This window comes from Escherichia coli (assembly GCF_036503815.1).
GTDB lineage: Bacteria > Pseudomonadota > Gammaproteobacteria > Enterobacterales > Enterobacteriaceae > Escherichia > Escherichia coli_F.
Window position 1 is genome coordinate 1,855,047 of sequence record NZ_AP027764.1, and the last position, 12,852, is coordinate 1,867,898.

The window sequence follows — 12,852 nt, forward strand, 5'->3', positions numbered from 1 at the left end:
GGAGGCCGTTTTTATTGCCTGTCATTCTGGATTGATTTTCATATTGTTGTTTTTGTGATCGTTATCTCGACATTTGAAAACAAATAATTTCATTATATTTTGAAATCGAAAACAAGCGATATGATGTGAAAATGTACGTGGTATCGACAAAGCAAATGCTGAACAACGCGCAGCGCGGCGGTTACGCGGTTCCGGCATTCAATATTCATAATCTCGAAACGATGCAAGTGGTGGTGGAAACCGCTGCCAGCATGCATGCGCCGGTCATCATCGCCGGAACGCCCGGCACATTTACTCATGCTGGTACAGAAAATCTGGTGGCGCTGGTCAGCGCGATGGCGAAGCAATATCACCATCCACTGGCGATTCATCTTGACCATCACACGAAATTTGACGATATCGCTCAGAAGGTTCGTTCTGGCGTGCGCTCAGTCATGATTGACGCCTCGCATTTGCCTTTTGCGCAAAATATTTCACGGGTCAAAGAGGTGGTGGATTTTTGCCATCGCTTTGATGTCAGCGTCGAAGCAGAGCTGGGGCAGCTTGGCGGCCAGGAAGATGATGTGCAAGTCAATGAAGCAGATGCGTTGTACACCAACCCCGTTCAGGCGCGTGAATTTGCCGAGGCAACCGGGATTGATTCCCTGGCGGTCGCCATCGGCACGGCTCACGGTATGTATGCCAGCGCACCGGCGCTTGATTTTTCTCGACTGGAGAACATTCGCCAGTGGGTGAACTTACCGCTGGTGCTGCATGGTGCGTCAGGATTATCGACTAAGGATATTCAGCAAACCATCAAACTGGGGATATGCAAAATCAACGTTGCAACGGAGCTGAAAAATGCATTCTCGCAGGCGTTAAAAAATTACCTGACCGAGCACCCTGAAGCGACTGACCCCCGGGATTATTTGCAGTCGGCTAAATCCGCAATGCGCGATGTGGTGAGCAAAGTGATTGCCGATTGTGGCTGCGAGGGCAGGGCATAACGCACCTGCCATTTAACAAGGAAAAAACATGAAAACGTTAATTGCCCGGCATAAAGCTGGTGAACATATCGGCATATGTTCAGTCTGTTCTGCCCATCCGTTGGTTATCGAAGCGGCGCTGGCATTCGATCACAACAGCACGCGCAAAGTGCTGATTGAAGCAACGTCAAACCAGGTCAATCAATTTGGCGGTTATACCGGAATGACACCGGCGGACTTTCGCGAATTTGTGTTTGCGATTGCCGATAAAGTCGGATTTGCTCGTGAGCGTATCATTCTCGGCGGCGACCATCTGGGACCGAACTGCTGGCAGCAAGAAAATGCGGATACGGCGATGGAAAAATCCGTCGAGCTGGTAAAAGCATATGTTCGAGCGGGGTTCAGTAAAATTCACCTTGATGCGTCAATGTCATGTGCGGGGGATCCAATACCATTAGCGCCAGAAACGGTTGCTGAACGTGCTGCCGTGCTTTGTCAGGCGGCGGAAAGTGTGGCGACAGATTACCAGCGTGAGCAACTGAGCTATGTCATTGGCACCGAAGTTCCGGTTCCGGGCGGTGAGGCCAGCGCCATTCAGTCAGTACACATTACCCGGGTTGAAGATGCCGCCAATACTTTACGTACGCATCAAAAGGCCTTTATTGCTCGTGGGCTGACAGAGGCGTTAACACGCGTGATTGCCATCGTGGTACAGCCGGGTGTGGAATTTGATCACAGCAATATTATCCATTATCAGCCGCAAGAAGCGCAGGCGCTGGCGCAATGGATAGAAAACACCCGAATGGTTTATGAAGCACATTCTACCGATTACCAGACCCGGACGGCTTATTGGGAATTAGTCCGCGATCACTTTGCAATATTGAAAGTCGGCCCCGCATTAACCTTTGCTTTACGCGAGGCGATATTTGCGCTGGCACAAATTGAACAGGAGCTTATCGGCCCCGAAAATCGTAGCAGTTGCCTGGCGGTGATTGAAGAAGTGATGCTCGACGAACCGCAGTACTGGAAGAAATATTATCGCCCGGGTTTTAACGATTCATTACTGGATATTCGTTACAGCCTGTCGGATCGTATTCGTTATTACTGGCCGCATAGTCGAATTAAAAATAGCGTTGAAACGATGATGGCGAATCTGGAAGACGTGGACATCCCACTGGGCATGATTAGTCAGTATCTACCCAAACAATTTGAACGCATACAGTTCGGGGAATTATCGGCAATACCGTATCAGTTGATTATGGATAAAATTTATGATGTTTTGCGTGCCTATCGCTACGGCTGTGCGGAATAAGGACGGTATATGACTAACCTGTTTGTTCGTAGCGGAATTTCTTTTGTCGATCGTAGCGAAGTTTTAACTCATATCGGTAATGAGATGATCGCGAAAGGTGTGGTTCATGAAACCTGGCCACAGGCATTAATTGCCAGAGAAGCAGAATTCCCCACCGGGATAATGCTTGAACAGCACGCCATTGCAATACCGCATTGTGAGGCGATTCATGCTAAGTCGTCAGCTATTTATCTGTTAAGACCGGCGAATAAAATAAAGTTTCAGCAAGCTGATGATGATTACGACGTGGCGGTGTCGTTGATTATCGCGCTGATTGTCGAAAATCCGCAGCAGCAACTGAAGCTTTTGCGGTGCTTATTTGGCAAGTTGCAGCAACCAGATATCGTTGAAACGCTAATCACCATTTCTGAATTGCAATTAAAGGAATATTTCACACAGCATATTTTAGATTCCGAATAACCAAAAACCTCTGTACCAATAAAAAGGATTGATTATGAAACGCAAGATAATTGTCGCTTGCGGAGGCGCGGTTGCGACCTCTACGATGGCGGCGGAAGAAATTAAAGAGTTGTGTCATAGCCATAATATCCCCGTTGAATTAATCCAGTGTCGGGTTAATGAAATAGAAACCTATATGGATGGTGTGCATCTTATTTGTACTACCGCCAGAGTTGACCGCAGTTTTGGCGATATTCCGTTAGTTCACGGCATGCCTTTTGTTTCTGGTGTCGGTATCGAAGCATTACAAAATAAAATTCTGACTATCTTACAGGGGTGACCTATGTTTTCAGAAGTCATGCGTTATATTCTCGACCTCGGCCCTACGGTCATGTTGCCGATTGTCATCATTATTTTTTCTAAGATATTAGGCATGAAGGCAGGCGATTGCTTTAAAGCGGGTCTGCATATCGGGATTGGCTTTGTTGGCATTGGCCTGGTGATTGGCTTAATGCTGGATTCCATTGGCCCGGCGGCGAAAGCGATGGCGGAAAATTTCGACCTGAATCTGCATGTGGTCGATGTCGGCTGGCCGGGCTCTTCACCAATGACCTGGGCGTCGCAAATTGCGCTGGTGGCGATTCCGATTGCGATTCTGGTTAACGTGGCGATGCTACTGACCCGTATGACGCGGGTGGTAAATGTTGATATATGGAATATCTGGCATATGACCTTCACCGGCGCATTGCTGCATCTGGCAACCGGTTCATGGATGATAGGGATGGCGGGTGTGGTAATTCACGCGGCGTTTGTTTATAAGCTCGGCGACTGGTTTGCCCGCGATACCCGAAATTTCTTTGAGCTGGAAGGCATTGCTATTCCGCACGGTACGTCGGCCTATCTGGGGCCAATTGCGGTGCTGGTGGATGCTATCATCGAGAAAATCCCAGGCGTTAACCGTATTAAATTTAGCGCCGACGATATTCAGCGCAAATTTGGCCCATTTGGCGAACCTGTCACCGTGGGCTTTGTGATGGGGCTGATTATCGGCATCCTCGCGGGTTACGATGTCAAAGGTGTATTGCAGCTGGCGGTAAAAACGGCGGCAGTTATGCTGCTGATGCCACGGGTGATTAAACCCATCATGGATGGTTTAACGCCCATCGCTAAGCAGGCCCGTAGTCGTTTACAGGCGAAGTTCGGCGGTCAGGAGTTCCTGATTGGCCTTGATCCGGCGTTGCTGCTGGGGCATACGGCGGTGGTATCGGCAAGCCTGATTTTTATCCCGCTCACCATTTTAATTGCTGTTTGTGTTCCGGGTAATCAGGTACTGCCGTTTGGCGACCTTGCCACCATCGGCTTCTTTGTTGCGATGGCAGTTGCCGTGCATCGTGGAAATCTGTTCCGCACCTTAATCTCGGGTGTCATCATTATGAGCATCACCCTGTGGATCGCGACGCAAACTATTGGTTTGCACACCCAACTGGCGGCTAATGCTGGGGCGTTAAAAGCCGGGGGCATGGTGGCTTCAATGGATCAGGGCGGTTCTCCCATTACCTGGTTACTGATTCAGGTTTTCTCCCCGCAAAATATTCCCGGTTTCATTATTATCGGTGCCATTTATCTTACCGGTATTTTCATGACCTGGCGTAGAGCGCGCGGCTTTATTAAACAAGAAAAAGCCGTTCTCGCAGAATAATTTTTACCTGAGGGGGAGTTTATCCCCCTTAATAATCAGGAGTTTTTATGAAATCAGTGGTGAATGATACTGATGGTATCGTACGCGTTGCCCAACGAGTCATTCCTGAAATTAAACATCAGGATGAGGTGCGGGTAAAAATTGCCAGCTCGGGATTATGTGGTTCCGATTTACCCAGAATTTTTAAAAATGGTGCACATTATTATCCAATAACGTTAGGCCATGAATTTAGCGGCTATATTGATGCTGTGGGATCCGGTGTTGATGATTTACATCCTGGCGATGCGGTTGCCTGTGTGCCGTTATTACCCTGTTTTACTTGTCCAGAGTGTCTGAAAGGGTTTTATTCCCAGTGCGCAAAATATGATTTTATTGGCTCACGGCGTGATGGTGGGTTTGCCGAATATATTGTCGTTAAGCGGAAAAATGTCTTTGCTCTACCTGCGCATATGCCTATTGAGGATGGGGCTTTTATTGAACCGATTACCGTTGGCCTGCATGCTTTCCATTTAGCGCAAGGTTGTGAGAATAAAAACGTTATTATTATTGGTGCCGGAACCATTGGCCTGCTGGCCATTCAGTGCGCTGTCGCGCTGGGAGCAAAGAGTGTGACGGCTATCGACATTAGCTCAGAAAAACTGGCACTGGCAAAATCTTTCGGTGCGATGCAAACATTTAACAGCCTTGAAATGAGCGCGCCGCAAATGCAGGGCGTTTTACGCGAGCTGCGCTTTAATCAGCTTATCCTCGAGACGGCTGGCGTCCCGCAAACCGTCGAACTGGCGGTAGAGATTGCCGGGCCTCATGCCCAGCTGGCGCTGGTGGGCACGTTGCATCAGAATCTGCATTTAACATCGACAACGTTTGGCAAAATATTACGTAAAGAGCTGACGGTTATCGGCAGTTGGATGAACTACTCCAGCCCTTGGCCGGGGCAGGAGTGGGAAACGGCGAGCCGGTTGCTGACAGAACGTAAGTTAAGCCTGGATCCATTAATCGCTCACCGTGGAAGCTTTGAAAGCTTCGCCCAGACGGTGCGTGACATCGCTCGTAATGCTATGCCGGGCAAAGTGTTGCTTATTCCCTGAAACCGCGGGCCAGCGTGATGCTGGCCCGGTATTGTGCAAAACAGATCATTCACCAATGGTCCCCCTTCGTTTACACTAGCCACAATTGAATATGGGTAAATGACGATGAATTCATTCGAGCGAAGGAATAAGATCATCCAATTAGTGAATGAACAGGGAACCGTGCTTGTTCAGGATCTGGCGGAAGTATTTGCTGCCTCGGAAGCGACAATCCGTGCCGATTTGCGCTTTCTCGAACAAAAAGGCGTGGTTACGCGCTTTCATGGCGGTGCGGCGAAAATAATGTCCGGTAATAGTGAAACCGAGACCCAGGAAGTCGGGTTTAAAGAGCGATTTCAGCTCGCCAGCGCGCCGAAAAACAGAATAGCGCAGGCGGCAGTCAAAATGATCCACGAAGGGATGACCGTTATTCTCGACAGCGGAAGTACGACAATGCTTATCGCCGAAGGTTTAATGACCGCCAAAAATATCACGGTGATTACCAACAGTCTCCCGGCGGCGTTTGCCCTTTCCGAAAATAAAGACATTACTCTGGTCGTCTGTGGTGGCACGGTCCGCCATAAAACGCGCTCGATGCATGGCTCCATTGCCGAGCGTTCATTGCAGGATATTAATGCCGATTTAATGTTTGTCGGTGCTGATGGTATTGATGCGGTTAATGGTATTACGACCTTTAATGAAGGTTATTCGATTAGCGGTGCGATGGTCACAGCCGCTAATAAAGTGATTGCCGTTCTCGATTCATCGAAATTTAACCGTCGCGGTTTTAATCAGGTACTGCCAATCGAAAAAATTGATATTATTATTACTGATGATGCCGTGTCAGAGGTGGATAAACTGGCATTGCAGAAAACACGGGTGAAATTAATTACGGTGTAGCATTGTTCTTTATGCCGGATAAGGTGTGTACACCGAATCCGGCATCACTGATACTCCCTGAATTAAGAAAGGGAAATTTGATTAACGCAATAATGGACAATCCGGTGGTAATCGACAGCGCAATGCTGCCGGAAGTATTTCAATATGGAAGTTTTGTCCACTCAACGGTTCGCCATCAAGATTAAAGGTAATTTCGTGTGGCGCTTGTATATCGAACCACGCCGAAGCACCTTCGATAATATTCGGGTTATCTTCGTCAGATTTTAAGGTTGATACGAGAGCCGGAAGAATTTCATCGCCGGTGAAAATGCGTAGTTGCAGCAAGCCGTCGTTAATTAATGCGTTCGGGCACAATTGCTGACCGCCACCTGCCTGACGGCCGTTACCAATACCAATGACTAGTGCGTCACCTTGCCAGTGAAAGTTGTCACCGCGGATTTCACAACGGTCCGGTTGCAGTGTATCCATGCGCATTAAGCCGTGAATGATGTAAGAGACGCCACCCAGCGCTGCTTTTAATTTTTCCGGCGTTTCTGTGGTAATACGTGTCCCAAACCCACCCGTTGCCATATTAATAAAACAGGTTTTTTTGTTGACCTGCGCCATATCAATCGCAATAGCATCACCAGCAATTGCTAGTTTCAGCGCCTTATCCAGTGCCTCAGGTATACCCACGCTGGTCGCGAAATCGTTCGCTGTACCTAGTGGCAAAATCCCCAGCGCGGGTATGTCATCGCCCTCACACTGAATCAGCGCCGAGGAAACTTCATTAATAGTGCCATCGCCGCCACCGGCAATTACCGTTGCGACGCCCAGCTTCCGGGCCTCTTCTACAAATCGGGCGGCATCGCCTTTCTCCCAGGTGACCCGCACATGGATCGTCATTCCTTCCTCGCGCAACAGCATAATTGCTTCGCGCAAGGGTTGATTGTCAGTACTTTTGCCGTTAAGAATCAGTAAGCTGGCGGGAAATTCTGCCATAATCGTATGCCTTTATGATTGGTCTGTAGATAGTGTAGAGCAGAAAAGAAAAGGCGGAGTCAGAACAGGATGAAAATCGGAGGATAAAAAATCAGTTCAAGGATGGGGAATTCAGTGGTTACCAGTAAGGGTGGCAACGGTACACTCGGTTTTTATCGGCATAAATGATCACTGAAAGCACTTAAGCATTATTTTACTGTGGATTCAGCGTGGCAGCGAACATTAACGGTAGTCAGGGACAAACTTCAAAAGAGCATATGCATCATATTCAACAAAGCAATGGCATCCTCAATGTACGATTCCAATTATATTAAATAATTCCTATGAGGTTATCTGTGATAGGCCTCCATGTCTGTATTTCCTACTTATGTAGGAAATTCTGCACAAAACATTTATTATAATCCTATTCAATAATGACAATGATGTCATTATTATATTTCAACACTAGAGAGTGTCGTTGGTGTTTAATGGGGGAAGGTGAGATGAAAAAGACAGCTGCTATATCATTAATTAGTGTTTTTCTTATGTCTGGTTGTGCTGTGCATAATGATGAGACAAGTATCGGTAAATTCGGTCTTGCCTATAAAAGTAATATCCAGCGTAAACTCGATAACCAATACTACACTGAAGCCGAAGCATCTTTAGCCAGGGGCAGAATATCTGGTGCGGAAAATATAGTGAAAAATGATGCAGCTAATTTCTGTGTTACTCAGGGAAAAAAAATGCAGATAGTTAACCTGAAGACTGAAGGGGCAGGATTACATGGCGTCGCGCGTCTGACATTCAAATGTGGAGAGTGAGAATAGATTCAAGACTACCATGGACACATCCATTTTTATCTCTGATAAGGTATTCTTCAACACCATTATTGAATGTGAGTAATAATGACAAACAGGTAGATGAAACTAAAGCAGAAATTTTATTTTTATGCAGCCATCAGAAAATGATGTCAAAAATATTCCAATGCTATAAGTTCATTTTTTTGTAAGCGTCAAACATGCGCGTTCTGATTGTGCGTAGCCGGAACCTGTACGAGCACGATGCCGTTAAGTGAAAGGCATCGTGCTATGAAGGGGGATTCTATCGATGTGGTCAATGGAAGACGGTCACCTGGGATCAATCCGTCTCTATGGTTTATGCATAAAAAATAAGCCCGTGTAAGGGAGATTACACAGGCTAAGGAGGTGGTTCCTGGTACAGCTAGCATTTTATGGGTTATGTTTTTCAGCGAAACGGATGATAACCTTAATAAATGCAGCTGTATGTGATCGGTTTCTAAGAATTTTCCATCCGGGAAAAATAATCGAAATTAATCACTTACCGTGGGGGTTACGCGTGGTTTCCCCGGAGAAATTACGCATCAGCAGCGCATAATTCAGTTCGAGATCCTGCGGTACCGGGATCCACACAGTATAACCATCGCCTGGTGCGACCGGCATAGCTTCACCTTTGGCGTTTTCCATATGCTCAAGGGTAAAGTTAATGTTGCCTTGCGGCGTCATCAGCTCAAGGCTGTCGCCAACGGAGAATTTATTTTTCACCGCTACCGCCGCGAGGTCCCCCTTGCGCTCACCGGTAAACTCACCAACAAACTGCTGGCGGTCAGAAACCGAATAACCGTATTCGTAGTTCTGATAATCGTCGTGAGTATGACGACGCAGGAAACCTTCGGTATAGCCACGATGCGCCAGACCTTCCAGAGTTTCCAGCAGGCTGGTATCGAACGGTTTGCCCGCAGCGGCATCATCGATAGCTTTACGATAAACCTGTGCGGTGCGTGCGCAATAGTAGAAAGATTTGGTACGGCCTTCGATTTTCAGCGAATGCACGCCCATTTTGGTCAGGCGTTCTACATGGGCGATGGCGCGCAGATCTTTCGAGTTCATGATGTAAGTGCCGTGCTCATCTTCAAACGCGGTCATATACTCGCCCGGACGCTGGGCTTCTTCGATCATAAACACTTTGTCGGTTGGCGCGCCGATACCCAGCGTCGGCTCAACATTTTGCACCGGAATCGGCTCGTACTTGTGCACGATGTTGCCAACGTCATCTTCTTTCCCTTCCTGGACGTTGTACTCCCAGCGGCAGGCGTTGGTGCAGGTGCCCTGGTTCGGGTCGCGCTTGTTGATATAGCCAGAGAGCAGGCAGCGACCGGAGTAGGCCATGCACAGCGCGCCGTGAACGAAGATCTCTACCTCCATATCCGGCACCTGATTGCGGATCTCTTCAATCTCTTCCAGCGACAGCTCGCGAGAGAGGATCACGCGGGTCAGGCCCATTTGCTGCCAGAATTTCACCGTCGCCCAGTTCACGGCGTTAGCCTGTACCGAGAGATGGATCGGCATTTCAGGGAAGTGCTCACGCACCAGCATAATCAGCCCTGGATCGGACATAATCAGCGCATCCGGCCCCATTTCAACCACCGGTTTCAGGTCACGGATAAAGGTTTTCAGCTTGGCATTGTGCGGTGCAATGTTGACCACGACATAAAACTTTTTCCCCAACGCATGGGCTTCGTTAATGCCGAGCTGGAGATTTTCGTGGTTGAATTCGTTGTTGCGCACACGCAGGGAGTAACGCGGCTGGCCCGCATAAACAGCATCTGCGCCATAAGCGAAAGCGTAACGCATATTTTTCAGCGTTCCCGCCGGGGAAAGGAGTTCCGGTTTAAACATAATTCTCTCGTTCTGATGACAGGTCAGATCCGCTTCACCTGATGAAGCGGTTAGGGGAGTGCCCCCACTTTAAGGGCGGGCATTGTAGCGCAATCGGCGGGGTTGGCTCCAGTGTAATTGTGATGAGCTTTTCGATGCCTGGCGTACAATTGACATCAGAATTGAGTATATTTACGACTGTGAATGCTGAGGAGTTAAAACATGTGGATGTTAAAGAAGGGAATCACGCTGGCTCTGTTGGTTCTGTTTTCTCTGCCCGCTACTGCCGGTCTTTCGCTGGAGGAGACTGCTCGCAAGGTGATTATCGGCTTTCAGCAAGAAGATGCTCAATTAATCAACTCGTTAATTGATAAAAAAACGGGGTTGTATGTTCTCTTCCAGCGTGGCGCTTCGATGGATGTCGAAAATTTTAAGTCAATTGATTTTAAAACGCCTGTTCCCGAGTATTTACTGTGGCCTTCGGCATGGGAACATATTCCGCGAGATGAAGAGTTTGATAAGAAAACTATCCCGGAATTTGACTGTGAACGTGGCTGGAATAAGCACGGATATTTTATTAGCAGCAGCGATACACACCATAAAGTCAGCCGTAATTTGGTCTTCACGCAGATGTTTGGTTCACCGCGAAACACTATTTCTGATGCGCAGATTGCCGCAGCGCGTCGAATGGAGTACGGGGCCGTGCGTGTGGTCGCTGCGCCAGAAGGGGGGAGCGATGGACTGGTATTTTATTTAAGTCAACTTTACGGTTATGACCGTGACTGGTATCTGACGGTGGTGGATCAGATTGGTGATTGTGGGGCGTGATAAAGATTTATCCGCCCGCAAGCAGTGATGTTATTTGAAGGGAATGTAACCCCATAATCTGTTGTGAAGTTCCGGATTGCAGGTAAAAAGCGCCTGAAGTTGCTGACGCTGAGGAGCATTTGGTTGAATGTCCGAAAGATTGAATTTGCGTTGCCATATTGCGAGCTGTTTACCTGCAAATTCTTCAGTTAGCTTGTGTTGCGATTGCAGCAGAAGAATTAAACCGTCCCATTTGTTCAAACTATGATAAAGCCGACAATATGCGCAAGCATGTTAAACTGACGGTGCGTTTTCCTGCAACTGCCGTATTTCCTCGAACGTGAGCGGAACGCGACACCATACACAGATGTTAACCATTAATCGCAGCCCGGTAGCGTCCGGGTTTGCCAGTGTGCTGAGAATAGTCTTTTTGACATCGCCATCAGGATTATCTTTTGCAAGAATGTGCATTGCGGCTAAACGCAGTGGGAATACATTCTGAGATAATCCCCATTCTGCCAGTTTTAAAATATTGGCATCATGAATGGAGTCCAGACCATATAAAGCAGCCCGGCGCTGTGAGGGAGTATATTCAGTTGAGGTGACAACATGACGCCAGAATTGCGCAACATCCATGACGTCATTAAGCATGTTTTTAGCGCGTAGACGGATCAACGTATTGTTATCCAGCAGTAATGCGCTGTTCAACGCCGGAGGAATTTCTATAGCTCGATCAGTAAGACTAAACAACGTTGCTTGTCGAATTTGCGGGCGGTTATTTTCTGTCAATAAGAATCTAAGTATCTTTAATCATTTCATCCCGGTCTGCTCAATCGACACGAAGGTAAGGGCCGTCTGCACTAACGTTGGCCCCGAAGCCGCAGTCGTTCGGCGTATTGGTGCTTACTTCAAGCGTTTCGGTAGTAAGTTTGAGAGCAATATTGCAGTGAATCATATTGTCTGCATCATCACGCAATGCAATTACGCCTGTGCCATTGTTCAGCGTTACAGATTCAGAAAACTCACCGATATTTGGCCCACTGTAAATGCCCATCATACCAAAGTAATAACCCTGAAAATCTACCTGCATCTTGCCTGTTAACCGCGCGGGTTTAAAGATGAACGTATTCCATGTCGCTTTGCCCGCGTAGCTCCAGTATTCATTGGTTGTTGAAAAATCAGAGGGCAAATCTGCGAGATTATCTTTGATAAGTTGCAAATTGTAGATGGATTTGGAATCTTGCGGTAGAAGCATGAGCCAGGCACGGGCTTTGCGCCATTGATTCTCACGCATCCAGGTCAGTGCGACATTGTTATAAGCCGTGGCGATCGCTTTCTCATCATTAGCTTTACAGTCTTCACTCCATGCGGCTTGCTGTTCGAAGTATTTGCGTGCCGCAGGGTAGTTTTTCGCTTTATACAATGCCTGCCCCTGGCTTGCATACATGGTGATTTTCGCGCAATCAGTGTTAATTTGCTCGTCAGTTATCTCAGCATGTGCATTAGCCGACAATAGCAAAACTAAAGATATGAAAAAGGGTAATTGCATGTTAAATCCATTTAAAGTGAATAATTCCAGTCGTGATAGTAATGCCGTGAGAGTCGGAAATAAAGCCGGACGCCAACAACCCACGCCCGGCATCGTAATTACGTATTGTCTTTCACCGTCTGGCTTGTGCCATTGGCTTTAACGGAGGCAATTCCGGTTTCACGAGATTGCGCGGTGGCGTACATCTGGCTGGAGCCGATAATTTGATGATTGGCGGCTTTCAGATTGAAATAGAATTTGCCGTTACTTGCTGTTTTTTTCTCATAGCGTTCTTCTTGTGGGCTGTTGCTACGCACTGACGCGATGCCCTTTTCCGCAGAGGCTTTTGAGGTATACAGCTCGCTGGTGAGGATAGTCTCCCCATTGCCCGCTTTTAGCACAAACCGGAATTGATTATCACTGTTCTTACTGAGTTCAAACCAACCAGCCATAATGACTCCTTGATTGAAATTGCGTATCGAAAACAGCATCTAAAAGGAC

14 protein-coding genes are annotated in these 12,852 nt (G+C 47.6%); 9 read left to right on the plus strand and 5 right to left on the minus strand.

Going from position 1 to position 12,852, the window contains the following annotated elements; genetic code table 11:
* Positions 1-131: 131 nt before the first annotated feature.
* From gatY to AABJ99_RS08825, 7 genes are all read left to right on the plus strand, one after another.
* Positions 132-986: a tagatose-bisphosphate aldolase subunit GatY gene (gatY, locus tag AABJ99_RS08795; RefSeq protein ID WP_039021737.1), complete on the plus strand. Its 855-nt coding sequence runs from the start codon at positions 132-134 to the stop codon at positions 984-986.
* Positions 987-1,014: 28 nt separating this feature from the next.
* The gene (gene gatZ, locus AABJ99_RS08800; RefSeq protein WP_039021736.1) at positions 1,015-2,277 is read left to right on the plus strand and encodes a tagatose-bisphosphate aldolase subunit GatZ; all 1,263 of its coding nucleotides are present in this window, start codon (positions 1,015-1,017) and stop codon (positions 2,275-2,277) included.
* Positions 2,278-2,286: 9 nt separating this feature from the next.
* Positions 2,287-2,736 carry a PTS galactitol transporter subunit IIA gene (gatA, locus tag AABJ99_RS08805; protein WP_039021735.1) on the plus strand — a complete coding sequence of 150 codons (450 nt, stop codon included), beginning with the start codon at positions 2,287-2,289 and terminating at the stop codon, positions 2,734-2,736.
* Between the two features lie 34 nt (positions 2,737-2,770).
* Entirely contained in the window at positions 2,771-3,055 is a 285-nt protein-coding gene (gatB, locus tag AABJ99_RS08810; RefSeq protein ID WP_000823263.1) for a PTS galactitol transporter subunit IIB, read from the plus strand.
* 3 nt (positions 3,056-3,058) lie between these two features.
* Positions 3,059-4,414 carry a PTS galactitol transporter subunit IIC gene (locus AABJ99_RS08815; protein WP_000490663.1) on the plus strand — a complete coding sequence of 452 codons (1,356 nt, stop codon included), beginning with the start codon at positions 3,059-3,061 and terminating at the stop codon, positions 4,412-4,414.
* A gap of 47 nt (positions 4,415-4,461) precedes the next feature.
* Positions 4,462-5,502, plus strand: coding sequence for a galactitol-1-phosphate 5-dehydrogenase (gatD, locus tag AABJ99_RS08820; protein WP_039021734.1), 1,041 nt, complete (start codon positions 4,462-4,464; stop codon positions 5,500-5,502).
* Positions 5,503-5,607: 105 nt separating this feature from the next.
* Entirely contained in the window at positions 5,608-6,381 is a 774-nt protein-coding gene (locus tag AABJ99_RS08825; protein ID WP_039021733.1) for a DeoR/GlpR family DNA-binding transcription regulator, read from the plus strand.
* Positions 6,382-6,462: 81 nt separating this feature from the next.
* Here the strand turns inward: AABJ99_RS08825 and yegS are convergent, their stop codons facing one another.
* Positions 6,463-7,362 carry a lipid kinase YegS gene (yegS, locus tag AABJ99_RS08830; protein WP_039021732.1) on the minus strand — a complete coding sequence of 300 codons (900 nt, stop codon included), beginning with the start codon at positions 7,360-7,362 and terminating at the stop codon, positions 6,463-6,465.
* 482 nt (positions 7,363-7,844) lie between these two features.
* Between yegS and AABJ99_RS08835 the strand changes: the two genes are divergently transcribed.
* Positions 7,845-8,162: a hypothetical protein gene (locus tag AABJ99_RS08835; protein ID WP_001353116.1), complete on the plus strand. Its 318-nt coding sequence runs from the start codon at positions 7,845-7,847 to the stop codon at positions 8,160-8,162.
* Positions 8,163-8,675: 513 nt separating this feature from the next.
* On the opposite strand, the gene yegQ is transcribed toward AABJ99_RS08835, so the two are convergent.
* Complete coding sequence (gene yegQ / locus AABJ99_RS08840) at positions 8,676-10,037, minus strand: tRNA 5-hydroxyuridine modification protein YegQ (protein WP_000476037.1); 1,362 nt, start codon at positions 10,035-10,037, stop codon at positions 8,676-8,678.
* Between the two features lie 201 nt (positions 10,038-10,238).
* On the opposite strand from yegQ, the gene AABJ99_RS08845 reads away from it, so the two are divergent.
* Positions 10,239-10,844, plus strand: coding sequence for a hypothetical protein (locus AABJ99_RS08845; protein ID WP_039021731.1), 606 nt, complete (start codon positions 10,239-10,241; stop codon positions 10,842-10,844).
* Between the two features lie 273 nt (positions 10,845-11,117).
* On the opposite strand, the gene AABJ99_RS08850 is transcribed toward AABJ99_RS08845, so the two are convergent.
* The 3 genes from AABJ99_RS08850 to yegP form a co-directional block, all read right to left on the minus strand.
* The gene (locus tag AABJ99_RS08850; protein ID WP_237427020.1) at positions 11,118-11,531 is read right to left on the minus strand and encodes a hypothetical protein; all 414 of its coding nucleotides are present in this window, start codon (positions 11,529-11,531) and stop codon (positions 11,118-11,120) included.
* Positions 11,532-11,652: 121 nt separating this feature from the next.
* Positions 11,653-12,372, minus strand: a complete 720-nt coding sequence (locus AABJ99_RS08855) for a tetratricopeptide repeat protein (RefSeq protein ID WP_039021730.1) — start codon at positions 12,370-12,372, stop codon at positions 11,653-11,655.
* A gap of 98 nt (positions 12,373-12,470) precedes the next feature.
* On the minus strand, positions 12,471-12,803 hold the full coding sequence (gene yegP, locus AABJ99_RS08860; RefSeq protein ID WP_005075721.1) for a YegP family protein: 333 nt from the start codon (positions 12,801-12,803) through the stop codon (positions 12,471-12,473).
* Positions 12,804-12,852 lie beyond the last annotated feature (49 nt).

Coding starts and splice junctions, on each gene's coding strand:
- gatY (WP_039021737.1), top strand. CDS start 132: ATGTACGTGGTATCGACAAAGCAAATGCTGAACAACGCGCAGCGCGGC.
- gatZ (WP_039021736.1), top strand. CDS start 1,015: ATGAAAACGTTAATTGCCCGGCATAAAGCTGGTGAACATATCGGCATA.
- gatA (WP_039021735.1), top strand. CDS start 2,287: ATGACTAACCTGTTTGTTCGTAGCGGAATTTCTTTTGTCGATCGTAGC.
- gatB (WP_000823263.1), top strand. CDS start 2,771: ATGAAACGCAAGATAATTGTCGCTTGCGGAGGCGCGGTTGCGACCTCT.
- AABJ99_RS08815 (WP_000490663.1), top strand. CDS start 3,059: ATGTTTTCAGAAGTCATGCGTTATATTCTCGACCTCGGCCCTACGGTC.
- gatD (WP_039021734.1), top strand. CDS start 4,462: ATGAAATCAGTGGTGAATGATACTGATGGTATCGTACGCGTTGCCCAA.
- AABJ99_RS08825 (WP_039021733.1), top strand. CDS start 5,608: ATGAATTCATTCGAGCGAAGGAATAAGATCATCCAATTAGTGAATGAA.
- yegS (WP_039021732.1), bottom strand. CDS start 7,362: ATGGCAGAATTTCCCGCCAGCTTACTGATTCTTAACGGCAAAAGTACT.
- AABJ99_RS08835 (WP_001353116.1), top strand. CDS start 7,845: ATGAAAAAGACAGCTGCTATATCATTAATTAGTGTTTTTCTTATGTCT.
- yegQ (WP_000476037.1), bottom strand. CDS start 10,037: ATGTTTAAACCGGAACTCCTTTCCCCGGCGGGAACGCTGAAAAATATG.
- AABJ99_RS08845 (WP_039021731.1), top strand. CDS start 10,239: ATGTGGATGTTAAAGAAGGGAATCACGCTGGCTCTGTTGGTTCTGTTT.
- AABJ99_RS08855 (WP_039021730.1), bottom strand. CDS start 12,372: ATGCAATTACCCTTTTTCATATCTTTAGTTTTGCTATTGTCGGCTAAT.
- yegP (WP_005075721.1), bottom strand. CDS start 12,803: ATGGCTGGTTGGTTTGAACTCAGTAAGAACAGTGATAATCAATTCCGG.